At 62.4% G+C, this 14442-nt stretch carries 14 protein-coding genes; 6 read left to right on the forward strand and 8 right to left on the reverse strand.

Annotated features, from left to right (window positions below; genetic code table 11):
- Window positions 1–37 precede the first annotated feature (37 nt).
- The 3 genes from AB1E33_RS03315 to AB1E33_RS03325 all read left to right on the forward strand — a co-directional run bounded on the left by AB1E33_RS03315 (window position 38) and on the right by AB1E33_RS03325 (window position 2299).
- Window positions 38–682 (forward strand): pyrimidine 5'-nucleotidase, encoded by a 645-nt coding sequence (locus AB1E33_RS03315; RefSeq protein WP_372575820.1) that lies wholly within the window; start codon window positions 38–40, stop codon window positions 680–682.
- An 86-nt stretch (window positions 683–768) separates the two neighbouring features.
- Window positions 769–1029, forward strand: coding sequence for a hypothetical protein (locus AB1E33_RS03320; RefSeq protein WP_372575821.1), 261 nt, complete (start codon window positions 769–771; stop codon window positions 1027–1029).
- A 73-nt stretch (window positions 1030–1102) separates the two neighbouring features.
- Complete coding sequence (locus AB1E33_RS03325) at window positions 1103–2299, forward strand: UbiH/UbiF family hydroxylase (RefSeq protein WP_372575822.1); 1197 nt, start codon at window positions 1103–1105, stop codon at window positions 2297–2299.
- 7 nt (window positions 2300–2306) lie between these two features.
- Here the strand turns inward: AB1E33_RS03325 and AB1E33_RS03330 are convergent, their stop codons facing one another.
- Window positions 2307–3434 (reverse strand): aminotransferase class V-fold PLP-dependent enzyme, encoded by a 1128-nt coding sequence (locus AB1E33_RS03330; RefSeq protein WP_372575823.1) that lies wholly within the window; start codon window positions 3432–3434, stop codon window positions 2307–2309.
- 305 nt (window positions 3435–3739) lie between these two features.
- Here AB1E33_RS03330 and hutC point away from each other — a divergent pair, with 305 nt between their 5' ends.
- Window positions 3740–4399, forward strand: a complete 660-nt coding sequence (hutC, locus tag AB1E33_RS03335; protein ID WP_372575824.1) for a histidine utilization transcriptional repressor HutC — start codon at window positions 3740–3742, stop codon at window positions 4397–4399.
- Here the strand turns inward: hutC and AB1E33_RS03340 are convergent.
- Together AB1E33_RS03340 and AB1E33_RS03345 are read right to left on the reverse strand one after the other, a co-directional pair.
- The gene (locus AB1E33_RS03340; protein ID WP_372575825.1) at window positions 4344–4856 is read right to left on the reverse strand and encodes an Lrp/AsnC family transcriptional regulator; all 513 of its coding nucleotides are present in this window, start codon (window positions 4854–4856) and stop codon (window positions 4344–4346) included. The genes hutC and AB1E33_RS03340 overlap by 56 nt on opposite strands.
- Window positions 4853–5308, reverse strand: coding sequence for an Lrp/AsnC family transcriptional regulator (locus AB1E33_RS03345; protein ID WP_372575826.1), 456 nt, complete (start codon window positions 5306–5308; stop codon window positions 4853–4855). The genes AB1E33_RS03340 and AB1E33_RS03345 overlap by 4 nt, the downstream gene beginning before the upstream one ends.
- A 132-nt stretch (window positions 5309–5440) precedes the next feature.
- Between AB1E33_RS03345 and ilvC the strand changes: the two genes are divergently transcribed.
- The gene (ilvC, locus tag AB1E33_RS03350) at window positions 5441–6463 is read left to right on the forward strand and encodes a ketol-acid reductoisomerase (RefSeq protein ID WP_372575827.1); all 1023 of its coding nucleotides are present in this window, start codon (window positions 5441–5443) and stop codon (window positions 6461–6463) included.
- A gap of 154 nt (window positions 6464–6617) precedes the next feature.
- Window positions 6618–7535, forward strand: coding sequence for a DMT family transporter (locus AB1E33_RS03355; RefSeq protein WP_372575828.1), 918 nt, complete (start codon window positions 6618–6620; stop codon window positions 7533–7535).
- Here the strand turns inward: AB1E33_RS03355 and glmM are convergent.
- From glmM to AB1E33_RS03380, 5 genes are all read right to left on the reverse strand, one after another.
- On the reverse strand, window positions 7532–8893 hold the full coding sequence (gene glmM / locus AB1E33_RS03360) for a phosphoglucosamine mutase (RefSeq protein ID WP_372575829.1): 1362 nt from the start codon (window positions 8891–8893) through the stop codon (window positions 7532–7534). The two genes, AB1E33_RS03355 and glmM, sit on opposite strands and share 4 nt — an antisense overlap.
- 39 nt (window positions 8894–8932) lie before the next feature.
- Window positions 8933–9931 (reverse strand): dihydropteroate synthase, encoded by a 999-nt coding sequence (folP, locus tag AB1E33_RS03365; protein ID WP_372575830.1) that lies wholly within the window; start codon window positions 9929–9931, stop codon window positions 8933–8935.
- On the reverse strand, window positions 9928–10848 hold the full coding sequence (locus tag AB1E33_RS03370; RefSeq protein WP_372575831.1) for a dihydroneopterin aldolase: 921 nt from the start codon (window positions 10846–10848) through the stop codon (window positions 9928–9930). The genes folP and AB1E33_RS03370 overlap by 4 nt, the downstream gene beginning before the upstream one ends.
- A 183-nt stretch (window positions 10849–11031) precedes the next feature.
- A complete protein-coding gene (locus AB1E33_RS03375) occupies window positions 11032–11655 on the reverse strand; it encodes a cell wall hydrolase (protein WP_372575832.1) in 624 nt (207 codons plus the stop codon).
- A gap of 198 nt (window positions 11656–11853) precedes the next feature.
- Window positions 11854–14430, reverse strand: a complete 2577-nt coding sequence (locus tag AB1E33_RS03380) for a putative PEP-binding protein (RefSeq protein WP_372575833.1) — start codon at window positions 14428–14430, stop codon at window positions 11854–11856.
- Between the last annotated feature and the right edge of the window lie 12 nt (window positions 14431–14442).

A 14442-nucleotide genomic window follows, 5' to 3' on the forward strand; every position in this document is an offset into this window, starting at 1 on the left:
GTTGAAAAGGGGCGCCGACTGGCCTAAACCCGGCCCCATGGTCAGGCACAATTTCTCACATGTGGCGCATTGGGTGTTCGATCTGGACAACACTCTCTACCCGCCGCAGATGCAGCTCTTCGATCAGATCGAAGTGCTGATGACGCAATATGTGATGCGGGCGCTCTCGGTCAGCGAGGCCGAGGCCGACCGGCTGCGCAGCCATTACTGGCACACCTATGGCACGACGCTGGCGGGGCTGATGCGCGAGCATGATCTGGACCCGGACCCCTATCTGCACGCGGTCCACCAGATCGATACCACCCATATGGAGCCCGACACGGAACTGGCCGCACATATCAGTGGGCTGCCCGGACGGCGCATCGTCTATACCAACGGGTCTGCACCCTATGCCGAACGCGTGCTTGCCGCGCGCGGGCTGAGCGGACTGTTCGACGCGATCTACGGCGTCGAACATGCGGGCTATCGCCCCAAGCCCGAGCGCGCCGCGTTCGAGGCGATCTTTTCCCGGGACGGTGTCACCCCCGACCGCGCCGCCATGTTCGAGGATGACCCCCGCAATCTGGCAGCCCCCTATGAGATGGGCATGCGCACCGTTCATGTCGCCCCCACCCGCGCCGAGGCGCTCCACATTCATCACCATACCGACGACCTGACGGGGTTTCTGGCAAGGCTGGTCTGAAATGGACCCATAGCGACACTGTGTGCCGCGTGCAGTTGCGCGGGGTTTGCTAGTCTGTGTAAAAAGATGCATCAGAGAGGTTTCTTATGAGCACTACAACATCCCCCACCCCGCATTCCTTCTGGCGCCGCCTGGCGATGGCGCTCCCGTTTGGTGCTGGCATCGTCGGGCAGATCGACGCCGGGACGCTGGATCGCGGAGCGGTGAAGGCCTGGGGTCTGGTGATTGCGGGCGTGGCGATCTGGGGATGCTCGATTGCCCTTTTCGGCGTGCTTGGCCTCTATATCCCGGCGCTTATCATGGTGCCGGTGATCTGGGCCATCCTGCTCATTATCACCCTGGGATAAGCACCGGGACAGCTTGTCGCTTGGCCTTGACCGGCGGCGCGGATTACAGTCCGCCCGAACGGAGGCCTGCGCGATGACCCAAACCTGCGATATCCTGATTTCCGGCGGCGGCATCGCCGGCCTGACCGCTGCCGCCGCCTTTGGCGCGGCAGGCTTTGACGTGATCTGCGTCGACCCGACCCCGCCGGTGACCGAACGCGACGCTGCGGGCTCGGACCTGCGCACCACCGCGTTTCTGCAGCCGGCGCAGGCGCTGCTGGAACAATGCGGGCTCTGGGCGCGACTGACGAATCATGCCGCCCCGCTGCAAATCATGCGGATCGTCGACGCGGGCGGCGAGGTGCCGGAACCGCGCATCGTGCGCGATTTCAACGCCGCCGACATCTCCGATCAGCCTTTTGGCTGGAACCTGCCGAACTGGCTGCTGCGCCGCGAGATGATCGCCCTGCTGACCGAGTTGCCGAATGTCGATTTCAGGCCCGGCACCGGCACAACCACGCTCTTTACCCGGACCAGCGAGGCGCGGGTGGGTTTGAGCGATGGCAGCCGCCTCCGCTGCAAGCTTGTCATTGCCGCAGACGGGCGCAACTCGCCCATGCGCGAGGCCGCCGGAATTAATGTGAAAACCACGCGCTACGGGCAAAAAGCGCTGGCCTTTGCCGTCACCCACGCGACACCGCACAAAAATGTCTCGACCGAGATCCACCGCTCGGGCGGGCCGTTCACCATGGTGCCGCTGCCGGACTGGCAGGGATCGCCTTCATCCGCGATTGTCTGGATGGAGCGCGGGCCGGTGGCACAAGATCTGCTTGCGATGCCCGATACGGCCTTCGAGGCTGCAATGACCGAACGCTCCTGCGGGTTGCTCGGGCCGCTGAAACTGGCCTCGCGCCGCACGATCTGGCCGATCATCAGCCAATCCGCGACGCGGCTTGCAGGTGAACGGATCGCGCTGATGGCCGAGGCTGCCCATGTGGTGCCGCCGATCGGCGCGCAGGGGCTGAACATGTCGCTGAACGATCTGCGAATCTTGCTGGACCTGGCCGAGGCGCATCGCAACGATCTCGGCAACGCCGCCATGCTTGATGCCTATCACAAGGCGCGCATCCGAGACGTGGAATTGCGGGTCACCGGGATCGACCTGCTGAACCGCGCCTCGATGGTCGAGGCGCAGCCGTTGCGTGATGCCCGTGCCCTGGGTCTGGACACGCTCTATGCCCTGCCCGCCGTGCGCCGCACGTTGATGCAGATGGGGCTGGGTGTGCGCTGAACGGGTCTTACAGAACCTTGTCCAGCACCCGCTTCAACCGCGCAATGGTGCCGTCCACATCATAAAGCTTGTCGAGGCCGAACAGCCCCAGCCGGAAAGTGCTGAAGCCTTCGGGCTCATCACATTGCAGCGGCACGCCAGCGGCGATCTGCATGCCTTCGGCGGCGAATTTCTTGCCGCTCTTGATGTCGGGGTCACCGGTATAGCTGACCACCACCCCCGGCGCGCCGAACCCGTCGGCGGCAACCGAGGTAGCGCCCTTGTCCTTGAGCAGCGCCCTCACGCCAGTGCCCAACGCCCATTGCGCTTCGCGCAGTTTTTCAAAGCCATAATCGCGGGTCTCGACCATCGTGTCACGGAAGGCTTTCAGTGCATCTGTTGGCATGGTGGCGTGATAGGCATGACCGCCATTCTCATATGCCGCCATGATCTCGCGCCACTTCTTGAGGTCGACTGCGAAGCTGTCCGACGTGGTTTCCTGAAGGCGCTGTTCGGCACGCTCTGACAGCATCACCAGCCCAGCACAGGGCGACGCGCTCCAGCCCTTTTGCGGGGCCGAGATCAACACATCGACGCCGGTGGCTTTCATGTCGATCCAGATGCAGCCCGAGGCGATACAATCCAGCACCATCAGCGCGCCCACTTCATGGGCTGCGCTGGCCAGCGCGGTCACGTAGTCATCGGGCAGGATCACCCCGGCCGAGGTTTCCACATGCGGGGCAAAGACCACATCCGGCTTTTGCTCGCGGATCGCAGCCACAACCTCGTCGATGGGAGCCGGTGCAAAGGGCTGCGGGCTGGCATTGCCAGTCTGACGCGCCTTCATCACCGTGGCACTCGCGGTCAACTCGCCGGTTTCGATGATCTGGCTCCAGCGATAGGAAAACCAACCATTGCGCACGACCAGAATATTTGCACCGCGCGCAAACTGACGCGCGACGGCCTCCATCCCATAGGTGCCGCCACCAGGGATCACCGCTACACCATCGGCGTTATAAACCGATTTCAGCAGTTCCAAGATGTCGCGCATCACCTGCTGAAAATCAGCGGACATATGGTTGAGCGAGCGGTCAGTGAAAACAACGGAGAATTCCTCGAGCCCGTTGGGGTCGACAGTATCAAGCAGTGCAGGCACGGCAGCTATCCTTCTGATATTTTCAGCCTGTAGATACCGGCCGATTGACGCTGGGGAAACCTGCAAACGCGAATCTCGACAGAAAACTCCCCAGCTTCCCTTAGCATCGCGGCCGCATGAACGATCTAACAAAAACGTCAAAATCAACCATGGAATAGGTGCTTCCCCAAGGGCATGACGCCAATTGGGGTCAATTTAACTTTACACCATAAGATGTTTGCGAACAAATTGGCACACGCAAGGAAAGATAAGGTCGTAGCCAGTTGCAGGAACGTAAAAGAACCAGCTTCCAAGCGGTTCGCCAGTTGGTACAGAGCAGGATTGAAAAGGGTATCTGGCCGCAAGGCACATTGCTTCCCACCGAGTCAGATCTGGCCGAGGAATTCGGCTGCGCCCGTGCGACAGTGAACCGCGCTTTGCGGGAACTTGCCGATGGCGGCTTTGTGGAACGCCGCCGCAAAAGCGGAACACGGGTTACAACCGCGCCAGTCAAGCTGGCGAAGTTCGAGATCGCGCTGGTGCGCAAAATGGTCGAAGAGCAGAACGCAACCTACCGGTACACGCTGGTAAGCCATTCGATCGATCCCGCGCCGGCCTGGCTCAGTTCGCGGCTAGGCCTGCTGCCCGATCGCCGCGTCCTGCACGTGCTCTGCATGCATTATGCCAATAACCACCCCTTCCAGTTCGAGGAACGCTGGGTCAATCTGGATGTGGTCCCTGAGATCGAACAGGCCGACCTTTCTCAGGCAGGCCCGAATGAATGGCTGCTGGCCTATGTCCCCTTCACCGATGCCGAGATGATCCTGTCCTCGGTGCCAGCCGATGCCCGCATAGCCGAGTTTCTGGCGACCTCGGCAGGCACCTCCGTGATGCAGATCGAGCGGACCACCTGGAAACAGGGAGTCCCGGTCACCTTCGTGCGGATGACGCACCATTCGGGCTTTCAGGTCCGGGCGCGGTACTGACCCCGATCGGGCCGGGTAGTCGTTCTTCGCTCAGCAATACATTTGCCTCAACGTCTCCGGCACCGGGCAGTGTCATGATCCGGCGGCGCAGCACCCGTTCGAAATCAGCCAGATCGCGGGCAACAATCCGCAAGCGATAATCATAAAGCCCCAGAACATGTTCCACGGTCTGCACCTCTGGGATTGCAGAGACCGCACGTTCGAAATCCTCCAGGCTGACCTGCCCCTTACGCGCCAGCTTGACACCCAAAAAGACCGTCACGCCAAATCCCAGCGCCTCGGCATTCAGCCGCAACCGACGGCCCTTGATCGCACCGCTTTCGTGCAACCGCTTGATACGGCGCCAGGCGGCGGGCTGCGACAGGCCAAAACGCCGGCCCAGCGCGCCCGCGCTTTGGGTGGCATCCTGGGTCAGTGCGTGCAGCAGCTTGCGGTCCATCTCGTCAAACTCGATCATACCGGCAGCGCCTCGTCCCGCTTCACCCGTGCGATATGCATCAGCGCCTCGATATCGGCGATATGCGGCAGTGTCAGAATGCGGTCGCGATAGATCTGCTGGTAGTGCGACATGTCCCGCGCGATGACAGAAAGCCGCACATCGACCCGGCCGAGAAAGGTCTGGATCTCGATCACTTCGGGCACTTGACGCGCCTGTGCGGTAAACTCATCAAAGGCGCGCGCCTGCGTCTTGTCCAATGTCACCCGCAGCGAAACCTCAACCGCATAGCCCAGCGCCGTCCAGTCGATCACCGCCTCCTGCCCCTGGATGATCCCGTTCGCCTCCATCTTCTCGATCCGTCGCCAGCAGACGCCCGAGGTGATCCGGCACCGCTCGGCCAGTTCAGAAGTAGACAGGCTGGGATCGGCCTGCAGGTAGCGAAGAATGCGTCTGTCGATATCGTCAAGCATGATTTATTCATTATCATTTACTTTCGCGAATGAAAATCTCTCCTGGTGTGCAAAATAGCAGCAATCCCCCCTCCACTCCCATGGGTGTGTGACCTAAAACAGCGCCAGACATTCTAATGGAGGAACGCCGATATGCGCGTCTATTACGATCGCGACTGCGACATCAACCTGATCAAGGACCTCAAAGTGGCCATCCTGGGCTATGGCAGCCAGGGCCACGCCCACGCGCTGAACCTGCGCGACAGCGGCGCCAAAAACCTTGTTGTCGCCCTGCGGGAAGGGTCTGCCTCGGCCAAGAAAGCCGAAGGTGAAGGTCTGCAGGTCATGGGCATCGCGGAAGCGGCGGCCTGGTGCGACGTGATCATGTTCACCATGCCCGACGAATTGCAGGCCGAGACCTACAAGAAATATGTGCATGACAACATCAAGCCGGGTGCCGCCATCGCGTTCGCCCACGGCTTGAACGTGCATTTCGGCCTGATCGAGCCGAAAGAGGGTATCGATGTCATCATGATGGCCCCCAAGGGCCCCGGCCACACCGTGCGCGGCGAATATGTCAAAGGCGGCGGCGTGCCCTGTCTGGTGGCGGTCGACAAGGACTCAACCGGCAAGGCGCTGGAAATTGGCCTGTCCTACTGCTCGGCCATCGGTGGCGGCCGTTCGGGCATCATCGAGACCAACTTCCGCGAGGAATGCGAAACCGACCTGTTCGGCGAGCAGGCGGTTCTGTGCGGCGGCATCGTCGAGCTGATCCGCATGGGCTTTGAAACCCTGGTCGAGGCAGGTTACGCGCCCGAAATGGCCTATTTCGAATGCCTGCACGAAACCAAGCTGATCGTCGACCTGATCTATGAGGGCGGTATCGCCAACATGAACTACTCGATCTCGAACACCGCTGAATATGGCGAATATGTCTCGGGGCCGCGGGTACTGCCTTATGACGAAACCAAGGCGGCGATGAAGGGCATCCTGCGCGACATCCAGACCGGCAAGTTCGTACGGGACTTCATGCAGGAAAACGCAGTCGGCCAGCCCTTCTTCAAAGGCACCCGCCGTCTGAACGACGAGCACCAGATCGAGCAGGTCGGCGAGAAACTGCGCGGCATGATGCCGTGGATTTCCGCCGGCAAGCTGGTGGATCAGGAAAAGAACTGATCCGGCCTGCTGTTGTGGCATCCTGACGGGCGGGCCTTTTGGTCCGCCCTTCGTTTATCCAGAGACGCTCACAGTTCGATCCACATCGAAGCATAGCTTGTTGACCGCCTGAGCCAGCCGGTTCAAAACCGACTGCACGGCATAAGGAGCCCCAATGACGCAATCCCCCGACATCACCACAAAAAGCTGGCTGATGATAGCAACGCTGGGGTTGGTCTGGGGGGCGACGTTCATGGTGATCGAGTTGGCCCTGCGCGGGATCACCCCGTTCTGGCTTGCCACTGCGCGGATCAGCTTTGCGGCGCTGCTGACGCTTGCGATCTGGCAGATGATGGGCGGTCGCATCTGGCTTGGCGAAAGCAGCGCCTGGGGTGCGCTGGCGGTCACCGGTGTGCTAAGCACCGCCCTGCCCTTCATGCTGCTCAGTTGGGGACAGCAATATGTGACCAGCGGATTTGCCGGGGTCTCGATGGCAGCGGTGGTGCTGATGGTTCTGCCGCTGGCGCATGTCTTCGTGCCCGGAGAACGCATGACCCAGCGCCGGGTGCTGGGCTTTCTCATCGGTTTTGCCGGAGTGGTGGTGCTGATCGGCGGACAGGCCTTCGACAGCACCGGTGCACGGTTTGAGGGCTGGGGCCGCCTTGCTTGCCTGTCGGCCGCAGCCTGTTATGCGACCAGTTCGGTGATGATGCGTAAACTGCCCGCGATCGACCCTTACGCGCTGGCCGCGCTGCAATTGAGCATCGGGGTTTGCGTTGTTCTGCCGGCGGCGCTGGCTGTTGAGGGTCCGCCACCGCTGCCCTCTGGCGAAACGCTGTTTTATCTTGCACTGCTTGGCCTTGTGCCCACGGCGGCGGCCAACCTGTTGCGTGTGCTGGTGATCCGCAGCGCCGGACCCGTTTTCATGGGGTTGACGAATTACCAGGTGCCGCTCTGGTCGGTCATTTTGGGTGCCGTTTTTCTACACGAACCCCTGCCCCATAGCCTTTTGTTGGCGATGATCCTGATCCTTGGCGGCATGGGCCTGAGCCAATATGGCGCACTGAAGCGACTCTTCTTCGCAGGGCGTTAGGCCACCGGAGCAGCGAATCCAACCGCCTGTTCGACCGCGCCCACAACCGATCTGACGCTCTCTTCCAACAGCGCCTCATCCTCGCATTCGGCCATCACACGGATCAGCGGTTCGGTGCCGGATTTGCGGATCAGCAGACGGCCTTTGCCGGTCAGCGCTGCCTCGGCGTCGCTGATTGCGGCTTTGACCGCCGCCAAGTCCAGCGGCGCCTGCCCCTCGGCAAAGCGTACATTGCGCAAGAGTTGCGGCACCGGCTCGAACCGGCGCGCCAATTCCGATGCGGGTTTGCCACTGCGCACCATTTCGGACAGGAAATGCAGCCCCGCCATCAGCCCGTCGCCGGTGGTGGCAAAATCGCTCATCACGATGTGACCCGATTGCTCACCGCCCAGGTTGAAGCCACCCTCGCGCATGCGTTCAACCACATAGCGATCACCGACCGCCGTGCGTTCCAGCCTGATGCCTTGCACCACCAGATGCCGCTCCAGCCCCAGATTGGACATGACCGTCGACACAAGCGCCCCGCCCGACAGCATGCCATCGGCGTTCCAGCGCTCGGCTAACAAGGCCATGAGTTGATCACCATCGGCCACGGTCCCGGCCTCATCCACCAGAATCACTCGGTCCGCGTCACCATCCAGCGTGATCCCCACATCTGCCCCATGGGCCACAACTGTCTCGGCGGCGGCCTCGGGATGAGTTGAACCGCATCCAAGATTGATGTTCAGACCGTCGGGCGCCACACCAACCGGAATGACCTCGGCCCCTAATTCCCAAAGGATCTCTGGCGCGGCCCGGTGTGCCGCGCCGTTTGCACAATCGATCACCACCTTGAGCCCATCCAGACGCAACGCGCGCGGCAGCGAAGATTTCACCCGCTCGCCATAGCGGAACCTTGCATCGTCGACCCGGCGCGCGCGGCCGATATTATGCGCCTGCGCCGGTTGCACACCGGCCTCCAGCAACGCCTCGATCTCTTCCTCGGCCTGATCGGACAGTTTGAACCCGTCCGGGCCGAAGAACTTGATGCCATTGTCTTCGGCCGGGTTGTGACTGGCCGAGATCATCACACCCAGATCGGCGCGCATCGACCGGGTCATCAAGCCTACGGCGGGCGTGGGCACCGGGCCCAGCAACAACACGTTCATGCCGGTCGAAGTCAGTCCGGCGGTCAGCGCGTTTTCGAACATGTAGCCCGACAGCCTTGTATCCTTGCCGATGACCACGCGGTGAACGCCCTTGGCATCACGCCGGAAGTACCGACCGACAGCCGCACCAAGGCGCAACGCCAGATCGGCGGTCATCGGATGGGTGTTGGCGGTGCCCCGCACCCCATCTGTTCCAAACAGTTTCCGCATCCTGCCCCTCGCCGATAGTTCTTGTTTCGCTGCCCGAAATTAGCGGACCGCGGACCACAGGCGCAAGGCCTGAGCGGTCTCGGTCACGTCATGCACGCGAATGATCTGCACCCCCTGCGCCAGCGCGGCCAGCGCAACGGCGATCGAACCGGGTGCGCGCGCGTCAGCGCGCGGTTCCTGCGCAATGGTGCCGATGAAGCGTTTTCGCGACGCGCCCAGCAGGATCGGCACGCCCAAATCGTGAAAGAAGCCGATATTGCGCAACAGCGCCAGGTTATGGTCAAGCGTCTTGCCAAAGCCGATGCCGGGATCGGCCACGATCTGGTCACCCGGTATACCCGCGCCTGCCAGATGGACGATCCGGTTCCTCAGAAAATCGAACACATCCAGCAGGACATCGTCATAATGCGGATCGTCCTGCATCGTTTCCGGGTCGCCTTGCGCATGCATCACGCAGACCGGAACGCTGCGTGCCACGCTCAGCGGTGCGAGATCGGAGTCGAAGGTAAAGCCCGACACGTCGTTGACCATACCCGCCCCCGCATTCAGCGCGGCTGCGGCGACCTCGGATTTTCGGGTGTCGATGGAAATCAAAGTGTCACTCTCAGCAGCAATCGCCGATATGATCGGCGCGGTGCGCGCAATCTCGGTCTCGATCGGCACGAAATCAGCGCCGGGCCGGGTGGATTCGCCACCAACGTCCAGAATGCTGGCGCCATGTGCAACCATCTGCCGCGCGGAGGCGCGCGCAGCCTCGACCGTGGCATGTTGGCCGCCATCCGAGAAACTGTCCGGCGTGGCGTTCAGGATGCCCATGATATGCGGCCCACCCATGTCCAGACCGGCGATCGGTTCACGGGCACCCGACAGTCGCGCCTGCACATCCTCGGCCAGATCATGCGCCGCGACCACACGGGGACCGGCTTGCCGCGACAGGATCTCGACATGGGTAAACCAAAGCGGGCCACCTGCCAGCGGCAGCGCATTCGCCGGGCGCGCGGGACCGTGCTGGACAATCGGCCGGTGATACTCGGTCACAGGTCTGCCTGGTCTACCGGGCTGTGGCGCAGCAACACGTCGGCCTCGACCGGCAGGTCCGCCCCGATCACCAGCATCTCACCCGCCTCGAAAGTCGCGGCAAACCAGGCAGCCAGTGCAACCGCGTCCGAGGGATGCGCCGAAGGGCCATCCACGGCGTCCAGAACGATCTTTGACGGCGCCCAGACGCTGATCTGGCCGTTCTTCATCGCCCAGTCCAGCTCGGTCCGGGTCGAAACAACGACGCAGCGCGGATCGTGCGCCGCCAGCACCCAGGCGTTCTGTTCTATGGCCAGCAGATCGATCCGCCGCTGAGTCATGGCATGGCCGGTCTGCGGCGCAGCCAGATCCGAGGGCCCGACACACAGGATCAGCGGACGCGCGCGCGCCTCCATCTGGTCGATCCAGCCGGTCAGATGCGGCGAAGCGATGGCCGCGTTCGACAGGTAGACCAGACGCGGATGCGGACGGTCTTCTTCCTGCGGCTCGCTTTGCACCTTATCGCGGGCGCGCACGATCTCGACCCCCAGCGCACCGGGGCCACGGTCCAGCTTCTCGATGCGCACAAAAGCGCGCACCGCCTGCGGTTCCAGCAGGATCCGTTCGGCGACCCGTTCGGCCAGCGTTTCGAGCAGGTTCAGCCGCTCTTCCGACAATTCATGCGCAATCGCTTCGGTCACCCGGTCATAGGACAGGATCCGGTCGACATCATCGTCAATCGGCCCGGTCAGAGGCGTCACCTCGACCACAACATTGAAGCAAATGCGTTGGGTGTTGCCACGTTCGGCCTGAAACGCCCCGATCTCGACCTCGACAATGTGGTCGCGCAGGGAAATCCGGTCGAGCGGCGCACGGGGTGCCGTGGCCTCGGACCGTTCCGAGGGATGCGCAAAGGCAAGGCGGATTTCAGAACTCATGAGAGGGTCCTTCGGCTATGGGCAATCACCGGTTCGGCGGGCTATAGCAGCCCGCGCGCGGTTACGCCAGCATAGGAACCCGGCCCGACACCGGAAATCGCGATCCCGCGCCTGCGGTTCGAAACCGCCTGCCTTGACGCGTCACATCAGCAGGCCATTTCAGCCTGCTGATTTCCGAAGGTTTCAGTTGCTCGCGGTGCGATAGTTGTGGCGGTAGAACAGGTGCACGCCGATCTTCGCCGTCCGCTTGTAGACGCGCGCCCATTTCGGGTTGACCGAGGTGGTGTGATAGTGCGTTGCACCATCGGTCAGACTGCCCGACACGCCGTCAATGGCGGCACGCGCGATTTTGGACACACGCGCATAGGCCTGCTTTTCGGCGATGACTTCCTTGTGCCCGTCGCAGGTATAGGTGAACTGGCACTGGTATTTGCGACCAGTACCCTGATTGATCACGCCACAGACAGAGTCAGGAAAGCGGCTACTTTCGACGCGGTTCAGAATGACCTCGGCCACGGCAAACTGCCCTTTGACTGTCTCACCGCGCGCCTCGAAATAGAGAGCCTCGGCCAGGCATTGCCAGTTCTGGTCGCCCTCGGCCTTGGGGCGCTCGTCCACCCAGGCACGCGAATAGGTCACCTCGACCGGACGCGCCTTGGGCTGCACGTAGGTCAGGTATTTGCGAAACTGCGATCCGGGCAGCGTGTCGAGAGACGCTTGCTCATGTTCGATCAACGAGGAAAGCCCCGTATCGGACGCAGAAACATTAGGCAGCAGCACAGCCGCCGCCAGAGCGGCCGTCTTCATAAATCGGTTCATTTCTAAAACCCCACCAGGTTTATAACGCGCGCTTACCGATCCCCCCGAAAAGCAAACGCAGGCTGCCCTCTAGCCCAGAGTTCGGCGCAGGTCCAGTTCGCAAAAAATTGCAAGCGTTAAAGCAGTGGAATCTTGCCGATGGCAAAAATCCACCGATTATACGCACCCGCAATATCTTGTGGGCAGCTAGCGGCTATCACCCACCTGATGGGAAATCGCCAATTGGGCTGCGGCCAATCGTGCCACCGGCACACGGAAGGGCGAACAAGAGACATAATCGAATCCCGCCGCCCGACAAAAAGCAATTGATTCGGGGTTTCCGCCATGTTCGCCGCAGACAGACAGGGTGATTCCGGGTTGCGATTCGCGCCCTCTCTGCACCCCAAGCTGCAGCAGTTCGCCCACCCCGTCGGTGTCCAGAACGTGAAACGGATCTTCGGTGAAGACGCCCTGATTGACATAGGCCGACATGAACCGGCCCGCATCGTCGCGCGACAACCCGTAGGTCATCTGGGTCAGGTCGTTGGTGCCGAAGCTGAGGAAGGCGCAATGCGGCGCGATCTCGTCGGCCCGCAGGCAGGCGCGCGGGGTTTCAACCATCACGCCAAGCCGGTAATCGAAATCCCGACCCTGTTCAGAGGCGACCGAGGCCGCCACCGCATCGATCCGCGCCTTGACCAGTTCGACCTCGCGACAGGCCGAGACCAACGGGATCATCACTTCGGGCACCACCGGTTCGCCCTTTTTGCTGGCTTCAAGCGTGGCCTCAAAGATGGCGCGCGCCTGCATGTCGTAGATCTCGGGCACGGTTACGCCCAGCCGCACGCCGCGCAGTCCCAACATCGGGTTGTATTCGCTCATCGCCGCGACCCGGCGTTCCACATCCGAGACCGGCAGGTCCAGCGCCTCGGCCAGTTCGCGCTGGCCAGTGCGGTTGGTGGGCAGGAATTCATGCAGCGGAGGGTCGAACAGGCGGATACAGACCGGCTTGCCCCCCATGATGCGGAACAGCTGCACGAAATCCTTGCGCTGGATCGGCAAAAGCCGCTCCATCACCGCGGCGCGGCCCCTGGGGGTCTGGGCGAAGATCATCTCGCGCATCACCGTCAGGCGACCCGGCTCAAAGAACATATGTTCGGTCCGGCACAGCCCGATGCCCTGCACGTTGAAATTCTGCGCCGTCTGCGCGTCGGCGGGCGTGTCGGCATTGGCCCGGATGCCAATATCGCATTCCGCCTCGGCCCAGCTCATCAGCGTCCGGAAACTGTCATCCAGCGCCGCCTCAAGCATCTGCGGCTGGCCCGCCAGCACCTGCCCCGAGGTGCCGTCGATGGTCAGCACATCGCCGGTCTTGAACACGCGCCCGTCCTGCGTCATCAGCTGCCGCTTCTTGGTCACGAAACGCAGGCCCGAAGCGCCGACGATGCACGGCAGACCCAAGCCCCGTCCGATCACTGCAGCATGGCTGGTCATTCCGCCCTTTTCGGTCAGCACGGCGGCGGCAGCATGCATGCCGCGCACATCTTCCGGAGACGTTTCGCGCCGCACCAAAATGCAGGGCTCGCCACGCGCGGCGCTGGCCTGCGCCTCGGCGGCAGTAAAGACGATCTGACCGGTCGCAGCACCGGGGCTGGCGGCGATGCCGGTGGTCAGCACGTCGCGTTCTGAATCCGGGTGAACCTGTCGGTGCAGCAATTCGTTCAGCGCGTGCGGATCGACCCGCATCAGCGCCTCTTGCGGCGGGATGATGCCATCTTCAGCCAACCGCACCGCAATCTGCACTGCCGCGCGCGAACTGCGCGTCACCCGCACCCCGTCCAGAATATGGGCATGGCCGTTTTCGATAACGAACTCGACCTGCATCTCTTCGCGCAACTTGCGGCGCATCAGTTCGGCATGCTGCTGAAGCTCGGCATATGCTTCAGGCGCGGCCTCTTCCAGCGAGGGGCCTCGGTCGTCGCGCGCCAGATAAAGCGCGCCGGTCCCGGCCCCCAGCGCATCGCGGCCCTGACTCTGGCTCAGATACCGGCCGGTGATCTGTGGTTGGCCAGTGGTGCTGCTGACCAGTTGCATCACACCCGAGCCACATTCGCCACGGCCCAGACCGGGGATCATCTCTTGCACCACAAGGCCAAGACCGGCATCGGCAGGCGCACCCTTGGCTTGCCGCAACAACCGCGCCGTGGTGCCATCCCAGGCGCGGGCCATTGATTTCAGCACAGCCGCCAGTTGCTCGCCCGGGTCCTGCGGAAAGCGTTCGTCTGTTTCTGCCTCATAGGCGTGCAGCGTTTCGCTCAGCCCTCGTTGGCCATCCTCCATCAGATCATCGAACACATCCGGGTCCAGCCGCGCCACATGCAGCGCATAGGTCTGTACGAAACGCAGATAAATCGCCGCCGCCGCATCGCCGCCCATCTTGTCGCTCAGATCCACATAGCGGGCATCGTTCATGCCCACATTCAGAACCGCCCCCGGCCCGCCCCAGTCAGGATCCTCGGAGGACGGACGCACGCAGAGCAGCGCCGTTGGGTCGAACTGTTCGAGGATACCAGCAATATCAGGCACATGGCCATCCGCGATCCCCTGCACCGTTTCGAAGGACAGAGCCACCGTGCGCGGCACTGGCATATCCAACCGCACCAACCGCTGCAGACATTTTGCCCGTCCGCCATGGGTGACGGTCGCCACCGGCGCATCGGGCGTGATCAACGTGGTATGCGGGTTATTCTGCACTGCGGCACCTTTTTTGCTTGGCCGCAGCATAAGAAGGTTTGG

This window comes from Ruegeria hyattellae (genome assembly GCF_041537925.1).
GTDB lineage: Bacteria > Pseudomonadota > Alphaproteobacteria > Rhodobacterales > Rhodobacteraceae > Ruegeria_C.

What these genes read in the sequence shown, in the direction of transcription:
- AB1E33_RS03325 (WP_372575822.1), top strand. Translation starts at nt 1,103, where the DNA reads ATGACCCAAACCTGCGATATCCTGATTTCCGGCGGCGGCATCGCCGGC.
- AB1E33_RS03370 (WP_372575831.1), bottom strand. Translation starts at nt 10,848, where the DNA reads ATGAGTTCTGAAATCCGCCTTGCCTTTGCGCATCCCTCGGAACGGTCC.
- AB1E33_RS03315 (WP_372575820.1), top strand. Translation starts at nt 38, where the DNA reads ATGGTCAGGCACAATTTCTCACATGTGGCGCATTGGGTGTTCGATCTG.
- AB1E33_RS03345 (WP_372575826.1), bottom strand. Translation starts at nt 5,308, where the DNA reads ATGCTTGACGATATCGACAGACGCATTCTTCGCTACCTGCAGGCCGAT.
- AB1E33_RS03380 (WP_372575833.1), bottom strand. Translation starts at nt 14,430, where the DNA reads ATGCTGCGGCCAAGCAAAAAAGGTGCCGCAGTGCAGAATAACCCGCAT.
- ilvC (WP_372575827.1), top strand. Translation starts at nt 5,441, where the DNA reads ATGCGCGTCTATTACGATCGCGACTGCGACATCAACCTGATCAAGGAC.
- AB1E33_RS03340 (WP_372575825.1), bottom strand. Translation starts at nt 4,856, where the DNA reads ATGATCGAGTTTGACGAGATGGACCGCAAGCTGCTGCACGCACTGACC.
- AB1E33_RS03320 (WP_372575821.1), top strand. Translation starts at nt 769, where the DNA reads ATGAGCACTACAACATCCCCCACCCCGCATTCCTTCTGGCGCCGCCTG.
- AB1E33_RS03355 (WP_372575828.1), top strand. Translation starts at nt 6,618, where the DNA reads ATGACGCAATCCCCCGACATCACCACAAAAAGCTGGCTGATGATAGCA.
- AB1E33_RS03375 (WP_372575832.1), bottom strand. Translation starts at nt 11,655, where the DNA reads ATGAAGACGGCCGCTCTGGCGGCGGCTGTGCTGCTGCCTAATGTTTCT.
- glmM (WP_372575829.1), bottom strand. Translation starts at nt 8,893, where the DNA reads ATGCGGAAACTGTTTGGAACAGATGGGGTGCGGGGCACCGCCAACACC.